Consider the following 17,196-nt stretch of genomic DNA (forward strand, 5'->3'; position numbering starts at 1 on the left):
AATATGCTTAAGTTAATAAAAATTTAAGTTTTTTTACTCTAGAATCCCCTTTCCAAAATTATTTAGAATCTAAGGGAAAATAATGGAATTGACAAAAATAGCAACACAAAATGACATCAATCGTCAGTGGATTGTGCTTGATGCAAAAGATAAAGTTTTTGGTCGCCTTATCACAGAAATAGCTACACTTTTACGAGGCAAACACAAACCTTGTTTCACGCCTCATATTGATTGTGGCGATTTTGTAGTCATTATTAATGCCACAGAAGTAAAATTCACAGGTATGAAACTCAAAGACAAAGAATACTTCACGCATTCAGGTTACTTTGGCAGCACTAAAAGTAAAACACTTCAAGAAATGTTAGAAAAAACTCCCGAAAAACTCTATCATCTTGCGGTACGAGGTATGCTCCCCAAAAACAAACTTGGACGAGCTATGCTTAAAAAACTCAAAGTTTATCGCGGCAGTGAGCACCCACACAGCGCTCAAGTCGCTAAAAGCTCAAAATAAGGAATACTATGGCAAAAGTTTATGCAACAGGAAAAAGAAAAACGGCAATCGCGAAAGTTTGGCTTACTTCTGGGAGCGGTAAGCTCAATATCAATGGGCAAAGTCTCAATGACTGGCTTGGAGGACACGAAGCTATTAAAATGAAAGTAATGCAACCGCTTATCCTTACCAAACAAGAAAAATCAGTGGATATTCACGCTGTTACACTTGGTGGTGGATATTCGGCTCAAGCAGAAGCTTTGCGACACGGCATTTCAAAGGCTCTTAATAATTATGATATTGCGTTTAGAGCGATTTTGAAACCAAAAGGGCTTTTGACACGCGATTCTCGTGTGGTGGAACGCAAAAAATATGGAAAGAGAAAGGCGCGCAGAAGCCCACAATTCTCAAAAAGGTAAAATTGCGGTGGAAATTCTCTCTCGAAGTTTTGGCGAGTATCAAACAAATTGTTATATTTGCAAATTTCCTCAAGGAGAGATTGTTATTGACGCGGGAATTGGAGCGCATAATTGGGTTATAGAGCAATGCCCCAACCCACTCGCCTTTCTCAACACACACGGGCATTTCGACCATATTTGGAGCAATAAGATTCTTAAATCTCACTTCCCCGATGTGCCACTTGTCGCCCCAGCACTTGATGCCTTTATGTTAGAATCTGACTGCTTTGGCACAGGCGTAACTCCAAGTGAGCCAGATATACTAAGCAAGTGTGAAAAAGGCACAGATACACTTTGCCTCAAAGATGTGGAGGTAATGTTTTCGCATTTTCCCGGACACACACCCGGTTGCTCGATTATAGAAATTGAAGGCGCAATTTTCAGCGGAGACTTTATCTTTCATCGCTCTATTGGGCGCTGTGATTTTCCCTACTCAAGCACAAGTGATATGATAGAATCCCTCATTCGTTTTAGCGAACTCTCCGCAGATACCAATAAAACGATTTATCCCGGGCACGGCGATAAAACTTCCCTTATAGACGAGCAGCACAATGTGGCTTTTTGGATTCGTCAGCTTAAACTCAGGCAGTAGGAATGTCTTTTGCTTTTTTATCTCAAAATTAGAAAGGGGTGTTTATGGACTTAACGACCATTGGTGGACTCATTGGGGCGATTGCAAGTTTGTCTATTGGGGACTTTTTGGAAGGTGGGAATCCTATACACCTCATTCACATTAGCTCTCTTATTATTATTATCCCAACAGCACTTTGTGCGGCTACAAGTGCCACTCACGCTTCACACGTTAAAGGTGCGCTTAAAGAGTTAAAAATCGTGTTTGGTTCAGCTGGTGTCAATATTAATGAAATTATACGACAGCTTGTAGAGCTCTCCACTCTTGCGAGAAAAGACGGCGTGTTAGCACTTGAAGGAAAGGCGGCACAGATTGAAGATGATTTCTTGCGTCAATCTCTCTCTATGATTATTGACGGGCGGGACGCTCACGCTGTGCGCGAGGATATGGAAGTGCAGATTGAAACGCTTGAGGAATACTATCACGGCTGTTCGCACTTTTGGATTCTGTATGCAGAGACTTGCCCTACAATGGGGCTCGTTGGGGCGGTTATGGGGCTTATGCTTGCTCTCCAGCTCCTTGATGACCCAAAAGCTATGGCGGCAGGGATTGCGGGAGCATTTACAGCGACCGTTACAGGTATCTTCTGTTCTTATGCACTTTTTGGACCTTGGGGACATAAAATGCACTCAAAGAGCAAAGATGTGATTAGAGGGCGCACCGTTATTTTGGAGGGAGTTGTAGGTATCGCAAATGGCGATAACCCTCGTAACCTTGAAGAAAAATTACTTGGATTTATCCCACCAGGTGAGCCTAAAATCTCACAATTTGAATAAGAGCGCATTAAATGGCTAAAAAGAAAAAATGTCCTGACTGCCCTGCTGGTGAGAAATGGGCTGTCCCCTATGCGGACTTCCTCTCACTTCTGTTGGCGCTCTTTATTGCACTTTCAACTGCCGCCGCAGATTCAGAAGCATTAAAAAGCGAATTTGTGAAAATCTTTGACTTTACGCTTACTTCTCCTTTGCCCTCTAGTGAGGAGGATATAAGCGATAATGAAGTTGAGGGTGTCTCTGCCTCTACTGAAACCGCTAGTATAACAAATGCTGAAATTGAAAAAATGGTAGAAGAAGGCGGGATTTTGGAACAAATGGAAATGGGTATATCTTTGCGTCTGCCTTCAAATATATTCTTTGAATCAGGAAGGGCTGACATTACCAATAGCGACGTGTATTTGTATTTGCAACGAATGAGCGCAATTATCAAAAAATTGCCTGAATATGTAAGGGTCGATGTGCGAGGCTATACTGACAATGCGCCTTTACCGATAGGTTCGCATTATAGAGATAATTACGAATTGTCTTCTGGGCGTTCGCTTAGCGTGATGAAGGCTCTTATAAAAAACGGCATTTCTGCCGAACGTATTTCATTTTCCGGCTATGGAGAATATCAAGCAATCGCCCCTAATGATAGCCCTATCAATCGTGCAAAAAATAATCGTGTGGAAATCTTTTTCTATGTGAATCCACAGGATGCACCAGTGGCTCAATCAATCCTAGAAGAAACACTGCAAAACACGCAACAATAACGCCGTCCAAATTGGTTAAAGTTTGAATCTAAACTCTTTGCTAGATTCAAACTTTTTTAAATCTAAAAATCCCTCCTAAATGAAAAAAGCTCGTTGTGTGTTGCAAAAAGAGGCTCTATTACTCAAAGGCTTAAGCAGAATTTTTAAATCTTAAAGTCTGCATTAGAGTCCAAAAAACTTATACATTTTACATCACACTTTTTGCAATCTCTAATTTTTTAGATTCTAAATCCCCTCCATAACATAGCTTTAATACATAAAATACGCCAACAAGGGCTACCGACCCTACGATAAAGGCTAAAATTGTGCTTTGAAAATACGAAACCACGATAAAACTTAGAGCCGCACATAATGCGGTGATTGTCGCATATGGAAACTGCGTGATGAAGTGACTTTGCACAGAGCAGCCAGCACCGACAGATGAGAGAATAGTCGTATCCGAAATAGGCGAAGTATGGTCGCCATAAACTGCGCCAGATAAAATCGCAGATATTGCCAAAAACACATCACTTCCGCCACTTTGTAGTGCAATCTCCATACCAATAGGCAACATAATAGCAAATGTCCCCCAACTCGTGCCTGTGCAAAATGCGATAAATGCCGAGATGAAAAATAAAAATACAGGCATAAAAATCAAATATTCAGCACTTACAAAATCCTTTGCCACACTCGCAAGATAAATGCCTGTTTGTATATGATTCTTAATCACAGGACCAATCGCCCACGCAAGAGTGAGGATTAAAATCGCACCAAACATACTTTTTACCCCATACCAAAAAATTGCCAGATAATGTTTAGATTCTATCGTTCTAAGGGTAAGGAGCAAAGTAATGATAAGCGCAAACATTCCACCACAGAAAAGCGAAAAAGGCGTATCTGTGTGAGCCAACATCGCAATCAAATCACCCTCGCCACTCGCCTTATATCCGCTATAAAAAATCATAAAGCAAATACCAACAATAAGTGCAAGGATAGGCACAATGAGAAAAAATATCGCTACATTAGAAATGTGGCTGGGGGCATTTGTCTGCAAATCTTGTATATCCACATTGATATTATTGCGCATTACAGGGAGATTGACACGCCAAAAAATAGTCAAACTCACAGCAAAAAGCGCAAAAAAAGCGTAGAAATTATTAGGTATGCTTTGCAAAAGCATCATAAAAGGTTCATCAATATTTTGCTTTGACAAAAGCCCGATATTATACGCACCCCAACTCGAAAGAGGGATGAGGATACAAATAGGCGCAGAAGTAGAATCAATAATATAAGCCAAACGCTCACGACTTGAATTATAGCTATCATTCAGCGGGCGCGCAATTTGCCCTACGCTTAAGGCATTGAAATAATCATCAATAAAAATCACCAATCCAGCCACAAACGCCACAAATTCCGAGCCTCTAGCAGAGCGGATATGTCTTTTTGCCCATTTGACAAATACACTAATCGCCCCACTATACAAAATAAGTTGCGTAATCACGCCAAGTATGATTAAAAATACAAAAATATAAAGGCTGTCTAGATTCACACCATTGTCATAAAATACACTTACTATGGCATTAAAGATAAAATACAATGCTTGAGGGTTAAACCCATAGAGCATTAATCCACCCAAGCAAATACTTAAAAAAAGTGACAACACTACGCGCCTTGTAAGCACTACCATTATCACAGCAAAAAGAGGCACAACAAGACTTAATGCCGAATCAGCAAATCCATAGTGTTCCACGATAGTCCTTGAGATGAAGTTAAAGAAGTGTGGTTATGGTGCCGAAGGTCGGACTCGAACCGACACAGGGTTGCCCCTACTAGATTTTGAGTCTAGCGCGTCTACCAGTTTCACCACTCCGGCGTAAATTATAAGAGATTCCAAACTATGATATGAATTGGATTCTATTATAGAAGTATGGTGCGCTGAGCGAGACTTGAACTCGCACGGGTCGCCCCGCCACCCCCTCAAGATGGTGTGTCTACCAATTCCACCACCAGCGCACAACCTCCCCTTATATGGGGGAGGTATTATTAAAACTTAAGAAAGGAAAGGATTTGCGTAAAGAGCAATAAGAGCCAAAACCAATGTATAAATTACTTGTGCTTCAATCAACGCCAAAGCAATAAACATTGTTCCTAGCAATTTACCGCTAATACCGGGGTTTCTCGCAGTTCCTGAAATTGTCGCAGCAGCAGCGTGTCCCATACCGATAGCACCACCAAGTGCAGCAATACCAAGACCAATCACAGCACCAGCAACTGAATATGATTTAATCATATCAATACCCATACCGCTTACATCTGATCCAAAAGCAAAACCTACCATACCTAAACACAAAAGAGCTAGAAATTTCATCTTTGCACCTCACTTTTTTTCTCAAAGTCTGTTCGGATCTATCCCCTACTAGATACTTTGGAGCGCATATTATGCCGAAGCTTTAATAAAATAAACATTAAACATTAACTTTTAACAAGTCCTAACTCGACCTTATTTTTATTTTGTGAAAGAATCTCGCACTCTAATTCGCTCACATCTTGTAATATATCACTCAATTTTTGCCCTCTATCCTGTGTGATTTTACTAATATGCACGAGTCCATCACCACCGCGTGGCAACTCTATAAATACCCCAAAATCTGCGATTTTTTTAATTTTCCCAATAAATCGCTCACCCACTTCATAACTCCCCCAATCTATTTTCTCACTATTCCCCACAATTTCCATAATAAATGTCTTTGCCTTCTGCACACTTTCAGCATTATCAGCATTGAGGCTTACCATACCACTATCACGCACTAAATCAATATTTACTCCAAAACGCTCGATAATATCCTTTATCACCCTCCCTCCTGCACCGATAACTTCAACAATCTTATGCGGTGGAATCATAAAACTTTCACTCTTTGGCAATACTGCATCATTTAGCACAATCTGCGCTCGTGCAGATTCCATAATATTAAGAATATGTATGCGTGCATCTTTAGCCTGTAACAACGCCTTTTTGAGAATCTCCTGTGTAATCCCACCAAGCTTAATATCCATTTGCATAGCCGTTATGCCCTTGTATCCACCAGCGACCTTAAAGTCCATATCTCCATCGTGGTCCTCTAACCCGCTAATATCTGTAAGCACAGCATATTTTTCTCCCTCACTCACAAGCCCCATAGCCACACCGGCGATGAGTGAATCTACACCAATTCCACAGGCACACAGAGCCAAGCTCCCCCCACATACACTCGCCATTGAGCTTGAACCATTAGATTCTAAAATCTCCGAAACTAAACGAATGGTTTTTTTACTCTCTTGCACACTCGAATGCAAGGCATTTCTTGCTAGATTCCCGTGCCCTAGCTCTCTGCGCCCAACAGACCCTATGATACCAGCCTCACCCACACTAAAGGGCGGAAAATTATAATGAAATAAAAAATGCTTTTTGAGGCTTACCTTACTGCCTAGCCTCTCATAGCTTTGTGCGTCATTCTCTATACCAATAGTCGCACTCACTAAAGCTTGAGTCTGTCCGCGTGTAAAAAGCACACTCCCGTGCGCAAAAGGCAAAATATTTGTCTCTATGCTGATAGGACGCACATCGCAAAGCCCTCTGCCATCAGCCCTTTTTGCCAAATCCAAAATCATCTCACGCACATACTGCCGCTTGAAACTAAGGACATATTTTTGCGCCTCACTCTGCTCTAATGCGCAATCTTTAGCAACTTGCGCTATAAGTGCGTTAATATGCCTCAAAGATTCGGACTTTGCCATAAAATCTATGGCGTGGCTCATCTGCGCTCTATACTCCCTACAAATGCGCTCCTGCAACTCGCTGTCTAATACTTTTTGTGATATTTCTAAATGAAGCGGTGGCTTTTTATATGGCGCAAACTGCTGATGATAAATCTTTGTCGCTTTTGAAATATAGTTTTTGGCTAACTCTATGGCGGATAAAAATTCTTCCTCACTTAGCTCATTGGCGCAATCATTGGTGCGTAGAGACTTCATCTCAATCATCAAAAGCTCATCTCCGCGCCCAGAAATAAAAATATCACACTCGCTTTGCTTTATCTCCTCTGTATTAGGATTTATCACAAATGCCCCATTTATACGCCCTATTCGCACCCCAGAGACTGCATTTTCACGCAAAGATTCTAAGGGCAAATTTGAAATATATAAGGCTGCTGCTGCGGCATTTAGGGCATTGAGAGCTAAATCACTCTTACCATCATAGCTTAAAACTAAAATTGTAATAGAAGTATTGTATCCATAGCCCTTTGGGAAAAGCGGACGCAATGTGCGATCAATAAGCCTTGAAGTGAGAATCTCAAACTCGCTAGGCTTACCCTCGCGCTTAATGAATCCTGCGGGAAACTTGCCCTTTGCATAGGACTTTTCGATATACTGCACACTTAAAGGCACAAAGTCTTCGCTTAGCTCCTCATCTTCTTGTGTGCAAACACTCGCAAGTAGCACACTGCCGCCATTTTGGTAAAGAATCGCCCCATTTGCTGCCTTTGCCACATATTCAAGGCTGTATCGCTCGTGCAGATTCTCTAAGTTAATCTCAATATGTCTCATTTGCTATCCTTTGTCGTGCTTTTATTCAGTATATCCTCAAATGCCTCATCTGTAAGTGGCACAAGCTTTGGAAAATGATGCGCCATAGAAACATAATATTCAATAGGATAGGGACAGCACACCTCATCGCAAATCTCGCCTAAAGTTTCATAAATATCCTTTGGCATAATGGGTGCTATGGCAGTCAGGCTTTTTACATTCATATTCATACAAGTTTTTATCGCTACACTCATACGAAATCCCGTCTCCACACCCATATCAAAAAGTAAAACATCTTTGTTTTTGAGCGAGACAAGCTCCCTGCCGTGACGCAACTGATAGCGATTTTGCAATATTGCCTCCTCATATTGACGCTTTGCTTCGCCATAAATATAATCTAGGCTTATTTCAAAGGCATTTACTAAATCTTCATTAATGATAATCTCCATAGTTTCACTTACCACCGCAATAGGGCACTCTGGATTGTTTGGTGCGGGAATAATACGCGTAAAAAGAAATTCCATTGGAATCTTAATCTTTTGAGCAAGTTCATATGCGCACTCTATGCCATCTCGCCCAATAACGAGCAATATCGTATTTTGCAGTGGCAAGTCCTTAAGGTTTATCACATCAAAAACCGCCTGAACCACATCTTCATTTTTTTCAAATACAATGTGCTGCAACTTGTATCCTTTATTCTTTGAATCTATAACTCAAACCTGTATTTGCCAAAGGCACGAAACGAAACTCAACCTTCACATACTGATTTGTAATAGGCGTAATGTCGTTATTAGCTGTAAGTGTAGGGCGCACATCTTGAGCAAGTTTGAATCCCACACCAAAACACCGAATATCTTTGGAGATTGTAACATACCAATCCTTTAAATACCCTACGCCAACATCATAGCCCACATTCGCATCAAGGCGAAACAGCCCAAAATCATATCCTACTCTCCCACGAGCAAAGCCTGTATTACCGGTAGAGTATAAGCCTGATGAGAGATACATAGGATCAAGCTTAAAATAATAAGTAAGATTAGAATCCAACCCCCATTTGTTAAACGAGGCATTCACAGAAGCTTCGCTAACGCGTTCAAGTGAGTATGAAAAAAATGTGGAAGCACTTAAATTAAGCCCATCTATGGGTGAGAATCCAAGCTCATTTTGCAATACTTGATTTTTTGTCAAAAAGCTATCTTGCATAAAGAGACGTTGATACATACGCCAATAAAACAATTCCTTGCCATTTTTTCCATAAAAATACTGCGAAAGCCGCAAATCAACCTTATGCTTATTTTTTATCACATCAACTATATCACTAGGATTCCAATATAATGCCAAAAGTGAAGAATCTATGCCTTGTTCTAATAGTGCATTATATGCCTCATATCGCTCATCTGAAACTGCCCTTGAAGTGTATTTATACAATGCACCACTAAAAATCGCCTCTAAATGCACAGAATGAAATAAATGCTTATAAGGACGCGCCAAATCGGAGTTTAACGAAATATTGTAGCTTCCCACCGAATAGTTAATGCGATTTTTTAGTGTCTCATTTCTCGCATCAACCAACCCTTGCGCATTTTGCAATAAAACCGAAGTTGCATACATATCAAAACTTGCACCTAAACTTATATAATTGTTAAAAAGTGGCACAGCCACGCCTATGGGGAGCGAAATAGTATTTTGAAAATACCCATATCCATTATAGCGCGTAACATACTTGCTTTGCAAGTCAAATGTATAGAGGAGATTCTCAAAAAAAAGCGAATCTGTATAATGATGATATTGCATATGTGGCAAAACCTGAAAAGTATCCTGATTGCTGAATTTTGAGAGATCAAGATAATATTTAAAATAGGTGCCGAAGTAATTTTTGTTGCCATTAACAAAATAATTGATACGAGATTCATACAGACGCGTATTAAACGCGGCATTGAGGCTTTTTAGGCGCATATATTCAATATCGTTCATATAGGTGATGTCCGCATAAAATCCATCTTTTGCATCATCGCCACGCGTGAATATATGATCCGTGATGTAACTGAAAGTCCCCCCATAAATATATTGATTCTTGAGATTATTTTCTCGCATATAATCATCGGTGTTTTGAAAATAGCGCATTTGCAGAAGTGCAGTTTTATTATCCCTATCAGCAAAGGCAAATTCAAACTGCCCGCCATAACCACGATTTGTGCGGATTTGTGGGGAGAGCGTTATATCCCAGCGGTTAAAAGGCGCAATAAACAGAGGCTGCATATACATAAAGCCCTGTTTGTTACTAAAAGATGTTTCGGGTGCGAGTAAGCCACTTTTGCGCACATTGCCCGTAGGTGCAACAAAATAAGGCAGGTAAAATACCGGCACCGCACCTACATAAAAGCGCGGATTCCATACGCTCATATATTCTTTCTGTGAATTATAGGTGCCAGAGCTAACATTCAAATGCCACAGCGGGTAGGTAATATCACAGCCCGAAATCACCCCGCGCTTAAAACTATAAACGCCCTCGCGCCCACTACCCTGCTTTGACATTAGCCAAATTCCCATCGTGCTTTGCAAATATAAATGTGAGAGCTTCGCCTGCTTATCCTGCATATTTACACTTGCTTCCTCTACATCAAGATATAGCACATCACCTTGATAAATCTTCACGCCACCTTGCAGGTGCGCCTCTTTACTCTGCTTGTTATATATGATTTTATTCGCCACCATATACACATCATTATAGAGCAAAAACGCATTTCCCTCTGCGATTACCTCATCATTACGTGCTTTTACATCATCTGCGGATAAATCAAAAATATTAGTATTTTGCTGCCCATAGAGCAAGGCACACAATGCACATATGAGAAAAAAATACCTTTTCAATACGCAACTACCAAAGTTTTTGCAAATCTATCGTGCAAAGTCCTCGCACATTTATCGCCCAGACCAAACACATAGGTAACAAAAAGCAAACTTTCGCCCACATATTTACCACAAGCCCTAAGGAGTGTATAAATAAATGTAGGCTTATCGAGCAAATCCACGCTTACCACGCGCATTTTGCATAGAATCTTACCAATGCTACTTCCATAATACCACACAAATAGTGTATCATAGCTAATCTTTAGAATCCACACCTGCCACGCATACGCCATAGCAAAGCTTCTAAACGCTTCATAATCGCTATTAACCTCACTCATTTGTGAGAGTGTATCTAAATGGATAAGCGTAAATATAAAAGAGAGTAACACAACATCAATAAGCCACGCTAAAGAGCGCAATGTCTTATCGGCAAGATGCAGATTCTCCCTCTCTAGCATATCTAAAATTTGCTCTTCGTCCATACCTTTACTCCAAGTCCTTTTGTTGTGCCACTCTTCGCCAAAGAAGTAGATTTAATGTGTGTCTAGTCTGCATTTTTTAACGCCCTGTAAGCAATATCATCTCTAAAGTGCATACCCTCAAAAAATACATTTTTTAGAATCTTGTAGGCATTATCTCGTGCTTGTTTTAAGCTTGAAGCAAGTCCCACAGCCAAAAGCACTCGCCCGCCATTCGCTATGAGTTGCCCTTGTGAATCTACACTCACTCCCGCATACACAATATGCCCTAGATGCTCATCAAAGTTTTGAATCTTAATAGGCACAGAGGCGCTTGAAGTATAAGGATAATCTTTTGATGAAGCCACTACTGCTACTGCATATTGATGTTTTAATTCACAATGGAGTTGTCCTACTCTACCTTCAATACAATGCAAAATGATATCAAGCAAAGACGTTTGTAACATAGGCATTAGCACTTCGCATTCAGGGTCGCCAAATCGCACATTAAATTCTAGCAAATATGGCTCTAACTCACCATTTTTTTCTACCACCATAATCCCACCAAAAAGCACTCCCTCAAATGGTGTGCCATTCTTACGCATTGAATCAAGTGTGGGAGCAATAATGCGCTGCTTAATTTTATCCATTAGATTCTCATCACATAAGGGGGTGGGCGTATATGCGCCCATACCACCGGTATTTGGTCCTTTATCTCCTGAAAGCAGCCGCTTATGATCTTGACACGCGGGGAGCATTACAAAATCTTTCCCATCACAAAGCGCAAAGACAGAAAGTTCATATCCATCTAAAAATTCCTCGACCACGACACATTTCCCCGCTTCTCCAAAAGCTGTGCCAGAAAGCATATCTTTTACACTTTGCCTTGCTTCCTCATAGCTTTGTGCGATAATCACGCCCTTGCCTCCGCATAAGCCATCAGCCTTTACCACAATGGGTGGCGTTAGCGTATCAATAAAAGCACAAATATAATCAAAATCACTTGATTGAATATATCGTGCAGTTGGAATCTCTGCCTTAGAGACAAAATCTTTCATATAAGCCTTGCTTAGCTCTAAAGCTGCTGCCGCTTTAGAGGGTGCAAAAACACGAACATTATGAGCGCGCAAATCATCGCTTAAACCCTCGCCAAGTGGTGCTTCAGGTCCTACAACAACAAGTGTAATATTATATTTTGTGATAGATTCTAAAATGTCTTGTGTAGTTTTATAAGGGAGATTTTGCCCGAGATTATGTGTAGCACCATTGCCGGGTGCGAAATATAAAGATTCTATTCTGCTATCTTGTTTTAATGCCAAGCCTATGGCATATTCACGTCCTCCATTACCAATAATCAAAATCCGCTCTTGCATAATAGTCCTTAAGTTTTATAAACCCCCAAATGAGCGTTACCCCAATGTGCGTAGCCTAAAAAAGCCACAAACAGAGCTAAGAGAATCTCATTAGGCGGCAAATCCTCACTGCGTTAGCAGCTCAAGCAGAAACACCGACACACAGAAACTACTACGATTAGCCCAATAATCTTTTAATAACAGACTAGCGAATGTAAGGAAATGCGCGTCATTTAGGTTAGCGCGCATTGTAACAAAAATAAACTTAAAAGCCCTTGCCTTTACGCTAAAACAAGTATAAATTTTGACTTGCCTAAATAAAAAGCACTCACATCATCAGCTATAACTTCAAACACCCAGCCATAATAAACTCCTAGAGCATATTCAAATCTCACATTAAACAAAAACTTAATATCTTTACAAGAGATTAAGTTATCATTTTGTAAAAATTTTATAGAATCTACCCTTATTACAACACAAGGAAATTAAATGCAAGAAGTGCCAAATAAGCCTATTTTACAAGAATACAAATCTACGCTCAAAGGTATGCTTAAATTTGAAATCATAAGCTTTTTGGGACGAGTCTTTCTCTCGCATTTGCCCTCACGCACACCCAATTTTCACAAACTCAATACCAAAGGAGAGAAAAATTATCTCAATCTTGGCTGTGGCAATCAATTTAGACAAGTAATGGGGGGGGGGGCATAATATAATTAATGCCGATTTTTTCTCGCACCTTAAGCCTTACAAAACCTATTCTCTACCTATGCCTCAATGGCAGCTTGATTTGCGCTATCCTCTGCAATGTCCTTCTCATACCTTTGATGGCGTATTCTCCGAACACACGCTAGAGCATTTATATATTGACGATGCGATTGCTTTATTGAGGGAGATTTTTCGGATTCTAAAGCCTAATGGCACAATCCGCCTAAGTGTGCCTGATTTAGAACTGAATATACAGCAATACCTTAATGCAAAAAAACAAGATTCTACCCAACGAGCTTTAGCAAGTGAGTATATAAGAAAACTCACACAAGAATACCTCCATTTAAGCGTATGGGATTATGATAGATTAGCTTATACACTTGAAGCGGTTGGTTTTGTGGATATTCAACACTCCTCTTTTAATAATGGACGCGATACATTATTGCTTTTTGACGCAAAAGAGAGATCTTTTTCAAGCCTTTATATAGAAGCAAGCAAACCTCTATAACACAAAAGGCGTGTTTTGATACACCGAGAAATTAAGCCAATTTGCAAACATCACGCTTGCGCTTGATTTCCACGATAACACAGGCTCGTTACGCTCATTGAAATACCCAAATGGTTTTTCAATCTCTAAGCCCTTTTGCTTATCGCGCTCATATTCTAATAAAAGCGTGTCTTTGGCATATTCGGGGTGAGAGAGGATAAAATAATCTTTTTCATCTTTGAGCACACTCACACCGCTTTGCTCCCCTTGAAGCAAGACCTTTAAACTTGTGTGCTTAATATAAGATTCATCAATGCCTGAATGCCTAGAATGAGGCATATACACAATTTCATCTAAGCCATTAAGGAGCAAATCTTCTTGTATCTTACTATGCGCGAAAATACCAAAAAGCTTTTTGTCTAGGGATATTTTTGGAATCTTATGAAAATAATATAGCCCTGCCATAGCCCCCCAACATAAATACAAGGTGCTTGTGCAATGATTTTTCAAATATGTCATAATCTCCACAAGCTCACTCCAATACACCACCTCATCAAATGCCAAATGCTCAATGGGCGCACCTGTAACAATTGCACCATCAAAGTTGCGTCCTTTAATCTCGCTAAAATTCACATAGAATCTATCAAGGTGGCTTTTAGGCGTATTTGTCCCAATATAACTCGCTGTTGAAAGCAATGTAATATTAACTTGCAAAGGAGAATTTGCAAGGAGAGAGAGAAGCTGATTTTCTGTCTCAATTTTTGTAGGCATAAGGTTAATAATTAGCACCTCTAGCGCCCTAATATCTTGATGTATTGCGCGTTTTGCCCCCATAATAAAAGCATTTTGTTGCAAAAATGTATAAGCAGGTATATCCTCTGGTATCACAACAGGCATAGCAATCCTTTTATCTCCCAATTTATATGAACTATCTTAAGATTCAATAGCCTTTTTCAAATCCGCAATAAGATCTTGTGCGCATTCCAAGCCTATGCTTAAACGAACTGTGCAAGGCGTAATACCTGCAGATTCTAATTCCGTTTCACTAAGCTGTGAATGCGTAGTAGAGGCAGGGTGAATGATAAGCGACTTACTATCGCCAATATTAACCACCATTGCAAAAATCTCTGTGCTATTGCAAATTTTTTGTGCCTCTTCAAAGCTTTGTGCTTCAAAGCTAATAAGCCCCGAGCTTTGCGAGTTTGCATAATATTTATCAAGCAGAGATTTGTAAGGATTGCTTGATAGAGATGGGTAAGATACACTGCTTATTTTAGGGTGAGATTCCAAAAATTGTGCGACTTGCAATGCGCTTTGACTATGCTTTTTAATGCGTAGCTCCAAAGTCTCTAATCCTTGCAATAAAAGCCAAGCTGATTGTGGAGAAAGTGTCGCACCGATATTTCTTAGCCATTCTGTAATAAGGCGAATACTGAAAATAGGTAGAGGCAAACTCGCATAAACAAGCCCGTGATAGCTAGGGTCTGGCGTATTAAAGGCAGGATAACGTGGATTATCCTTAATAAGCGCATTTAATCCTGCTCGCTCTATAATCGCCCCACCTAGAGCATTGCCTTGCCCATTAACATACTTACTCAAGCTATACACACTAATATCAACCCCATAATCAAAAGGCTTATGCAAAAATGCAGTAGCCACGGTGTTATCGCAAATGCTAATGATTTTGTGCTTTTTAGCAATGGCTGTGATAGATTCTGTATCGGCGATAGAAATTTGCGGATTAGAAATACTCTCAAAGAAAATTGCCTTTGTTTTAGAATCTATAACCTTTTCAAGTGTGCCATTAATATCATCAATATCAAACACGCGCGCTTCTATGCCAAATCGTTTTAAAGTATGCACAAAAAGCGTTTGTGTGCCACCATAAATTTTATTTGAATACACGATGTTATCGCCATTCTCCGCACAATTTGCAATCGCATAAAAAATCGCCGCACTTCCACTTGAAGTAGGCACACCAAACACACCTCCTTCAACAGCTGCAAGTCGCGCACCAAGCACATCTGTCGTAGGATTTGTAAGGCGCGTATAAATATTGCCAAGCTCTTTTAAGCCAAATCGTGCTGCGGCTTGAGCTAAGCTTTCAAAACTATAAGCAGTATTTTGATAGATAGGCACACTCATAGTGCGTTGGGTATCATAAGTATAACCCGCGTGAAGTGCGAGTGTGTCTTGTGAAAAATTATTGTGTTTGAGATTTGCCATTTACAATCCTTTGCGATAAAATTTGACTGCATATTATCACATAAAATTAATGTTACAATATGTATTCTATAAAAATACGCAAAAATTATACAAATGTTACTTTTTACAAATATTTTAAATTACATATTGTATTTTCATTTTTTGCAGATTCTTATGCTATGTGGATTTGGACTTACAAAGCAGATAGAAAGTGAATCCACAAAATATATATTACTTCTTGCAGGACATTTATCAAACATAGTCTTGGCACAAATGCCACGCCTCGCTTACAAATCACATAAAATGCAAAAAATATTTTAAAATGCTATTAAGGTATTATCCATTAGAATCCGCTGTTTTAAGCCTTTGCGTTATTATAGTTTCTATGATTTTGGCATTATTTAGCGTTTGATTTTAGGAGTGAAGATTGTGAGAGCAATTACATTTTTTTGGATAGTTTTTGGTGTAAGTGCGTATGCGATGTATTATGTCTATGCCGCATATCTAATGGATATTCTCATCGCACTCCTCATCTCTATCGCTACATTTGGTTTATACAATACCCTATCAAAGCATATCAAATACCCCATTGTGAGTGCATTTATCAGCGTATGTATCTTGGTGCTTTTGCTCGTTGTGCCTCTCTTTTTCCTACTCAAAAGCCTCATTGCCTCCGCCACAGAGCTCACACTCAATCCCGCTGCATTTAGTGCCTTTATCGAGGGAAGCAAAGAGCAAATTCTCTCGCTTTTTAACTCTTTCCCTGAAATCAAGGTCAAAGTAGAATCCGCATTGATGAATATTTCTGCCTCATCAATCCTTGGCTATGTATTTAATTTCAGCTCACAGCTTGGTAAATCAAGCTTGGGCTTTATGATAGACACAGGCTTTATCATCGTGTTTTTGTTTTTCTATTTTCTTTATGGCAATCAAGCCTATGCTTACATCACCGAGCTCATACCCTTTGAAAACACCCAAATCACGCTCGTGCTAAATGAAGTAACAAATACCATTAAAGTTGTTTTTTATACCTCACTCCTCAATATCGCCTTACAGGGTTTTGCCTTTGGCGTGATGATTATATTTTTTGGCTATGATGGCGTCTTTTTTGGTATGCTTTATGGACTTGCCTCGATTGTGCCTATTGTCGGCGGCTCTTTGGTGTGGTTACCCCTTGCAGGATATGAATTTTACTTAGGACACACGCAAAATGCCATTATTATCGCCATTTACGCGCTCGTAGTGTGTGCGGTGCTGATTGACAATATCATCAAGCCTATCCTTATTGGCATTATCAACAAGAAGATTCTAAAAACCTCCGTGCAGATTAATGAGCTTCTCATTTTCTTTGCAATTTTGGCAGGACTCACAAGTTTAGGATTCTGGGGCATTATCATCGCTCCCGCTTTGACTGCGCTTTTCATCTCACTCCTTAGAATCTACCGCAAACAAACTTCAAAAGAATCACTTACACCCTAGCTTAATGGGTG

17 protein-coding genes and 2 tRNA genes are annotated in these 17,196 nt (G+C 39.9%); 8 read left to right on the top strand and 11 right to left on the bottom strand.

Annotated features, from left to right (window positions below; translation table 11 throughout):
- The first annotated feature begins 82 nt into the window (after positions 1–82).
- The 5 genes from rplM to motB are packed head-to-tail and all read left to right on the top strand — an operon-like array spanning position 83 to position 3,107.
- Positions 83–511, top strand: a complete 429-nt coding sequence (rplM, locus tag BN2458_RS07015) for a 50S ribosomal protein L13 (protein ID WP_011115340.1) — start codon at positions 83–85, stop codon at positions 509–511.
- Between the two features lie 8 nt (positions 512–519).
- Entirely contained in the window at positions 520–909 is a 390-nt protein-coding gene (gene rpsI, locus BN2458_RS07020; protein WP_034343262.1) for a 30S ribosomal protein S9, read from the top strand.
- The gene (locus BN2458_RS07025; RefSeq protein WP_407081049.1) at positions 863–1,540 is read left to right on the top strand and encodes an MBL fold metallo-hydrolase; all 678 of its coding nucleotides are present in this window, start codon (positions 863–865) and stop codon (positions 1,538–1,540) included. Before rpsI ends, BN2458_RS07025 begins: the two co-directional genes overlap by 47 nt.
- A gap of 44 nt (positions 1,541–1,584) precedes the next feature.
- Positions 1,585–2,355 carry a flagellar motor stator protein MotA gene (gene motA, locus BN2458_RS07030; RefSeq protein WP_034343261.1) on the top strand — a complete coding sequence of 257 codons (771 nt, stop codon included), beginning with the start codon at positions 1,585–1,587 and terminating at the stop codon, positions 2,353–2,355.
- Between the two features lie 11 nt (positions 2,356–2,366).
- On the top strand, positions 2,367–3,107 hold the full coding sequence (gene motB / locus BN2458_RS07035) for a flagellar motor protein MotB (protein WP_034343258.1): 741 nt from the start codon (positions 2,367–2,369) through the stop codon (positions 3,105–3,107).
- A gap of 187 nt (positions 3,108–3,294) precedes the next feature.
- Here motB and BN2458_RS07040 read toward each other — a convergent pair whose 3' ends face one another.
- The 9 genes from BN2458_RS07040 to purD all read right to left on the bottom strand — a co-directional run bounded on the left by BN2458_RS07040 (position 3,295) and on the right by purD (position 12,330).
- Positions 3,295–4,773 (bottom strand): Na+/H+ antiporter NhaC family protein, encoded by a 1,479-nt coding sequence (locus BN2458_RS07040; protein WP_052082177.1) that lies wholly within the window; start codon positions 4,771–4,773, stop codon positions 3,295–3,297.
- 99 nt (positions 4,774–4,872) lie between these two features.
- Positions 4,873–4,959: transfer RNA gene (locus tag BN2458_RS07045), tRNA-Leu, on the bottom strand.
- Between the two features lie 55 nt (positions 4,960–5,014).
- Positions 5,015–5,099, bottom strand: a tRNA-Leu gene (locus tag BN2458_RS07050).
- A gap of 37 nt (positions 5,100–5,136) precedes the next feature.
- A complete protein-coding gene (locus tag BN2458_RS07055) occupies positions 5,137–5,454 on the bottom strand; it encodes a F0F1 ATP synthase subunit C (RefSeq protein ID WP_034327294.1) in 318 nt (105 codons plus the stop codon).
- 104 nt (positions 5,455–5,558) lie between these two features.
- Positions 5,559–7,670, bottom strand: coding sequence for a polyribonucleotide nucleotidyltransferase (locus BN2458_RS07060; RefSeq protein ID WP_034343254.1), 2,112 nt, complete (start codon positions 7,668–7,670; stop codon positions 5,559–5,561).
- Positions 7,667–8,332 (bottom strand): phosphoribosyltransferase family protein, encoded by a 666-nt coding sequence (locus tag BN2458_RS07065; protein ID WP_034327296.1) that lies wholly within the window; start codon positions 8,330–8,332, stop codon positions 7,667–7,669. Before BN2458_RS07065 ends, BN2458_RS07060 begins: the two co-directional genes overlap by 4 nt.
- Before the next feature lie 10 nt (positions 8,333–8,342).
- Positions 8,343–10,520, bottom strand: coding sequence for an LPS-assembly protein LptD (locus tag BN2458_RS07070; RefSeq protein ID WP_231944752.1), 2,178 nt, complete (start codon positions 10,518–10,520; stop codon positions 8,343–8,345).
- Entirely contained in the window at positions 10,517–10,981 is a 465-nt protein-coding gene (locus BN2458_RS07075; protein ID WP_034327297.1) for an RDD family protein, read from the bottom strand. Before BN2458_RS07075 ends, BN2458_RS07070 begins: the two co-directional genes overlap by 4 nt.
- A 62-nt stretch (positions 10,982–11,043) precedes the next feature.
- The gene (gene purD, locus BN2458_RS07080; protein WP_034343253.1) at positions 11,044–12,330 is read right to left on the bottom strand and encodes a phosphoribosylamine--glycine ligase; all 1,287 of its coding nucleotides are present in this window, start codon (positions 12,328–12,330) and stop codon (positions 11,044–11,046) included.
- A 468-nt stretch (positions 12,331–12,798) separates the two neighbouring features.
- Here purD and BN2458_RS07085 point away from each other — a divergent pair, with 468 nt between their 5' ends.
- Entirely contained in the window at positions 12,799–13,017 is a 219-nt protein-coding gene (locus BN2458_RS07085; protein WP_034327299.1) for a hypothetical protein, read from the top strand.
- A 58-nt stretch (positions 13,018–13,075) separates the two neighbouring features.
- Positions 13,076–13,522, top strand: coding sequence for a class I SAM-dependent methyltransferase (locus BN2458_RS07090; protein ID WP_058122078.1), 447 nt, complete (start codon positions 13,076–13,078; stop codon positions 13,520–13,522).
- Here BN2458_RS07090 and BN2458_RS07095 read toward each other — a convergent pair.
- Together BN2458_RS07095 and BN2458_RS07100 are read right to left on the bottom strand one after the other, a co-directional pair.
- Positions 13,517–14,398 (bottom strand): homoserine O-succinyltransferase, encoded by an 882-nt coding sequence (locus BN2458_RS07095; RefSeq protein ID WP_034327301.1) that lies wholly within the window; start codon positions 14,396–14,398, stop codon positions 13,517–13,519. The two genes, BN2458_RS07090 and BN2458_RS07095, sit on opposite strands and share 6 nt — an antisense overlap.
- Before the next feature lie 36 nt (positions 14,399–14,434).
- Complete coding sequence (locus BN2458_RS07100; protein ID WP_034327302.1) at positions 14,435–15,727, bottom strand: O-acetylhomoserine aminocarboxypropyltransferase/cysteine synthase family protein; 1,293 nt, start codon at positions 15,725–15,727, stop codon at positions 14,435–14,437.
- 408 nt (positions 15,728–16,135) lie between these two features.
- On the opposite strand from BN2458_RS07100, the gene BN2458_RS07110 reads away from it, so the two are divergent.
- Positions 16,136–17,185, top strand: coding sequence for an AI-2E family transporter (locus BN2458_RS07110; protein ID WP_034327303.1), 1,050 nt, complete (start codon positions 16,136–16,138; stop codon positions 17,183–17,185).
- Positions 17,186–17,196 lie beyond the last annotated feature (11 nt).

It is taken from the genome of Helicobacter typhlonius (genome assembly GCF_001460635.1).
GTDB lineage: Bacteria > Campylobacterota > Campylobacteria > Campylobacterales > Helicobacteraceae > Helicobacter_C > Helicobacter_C typhlonius.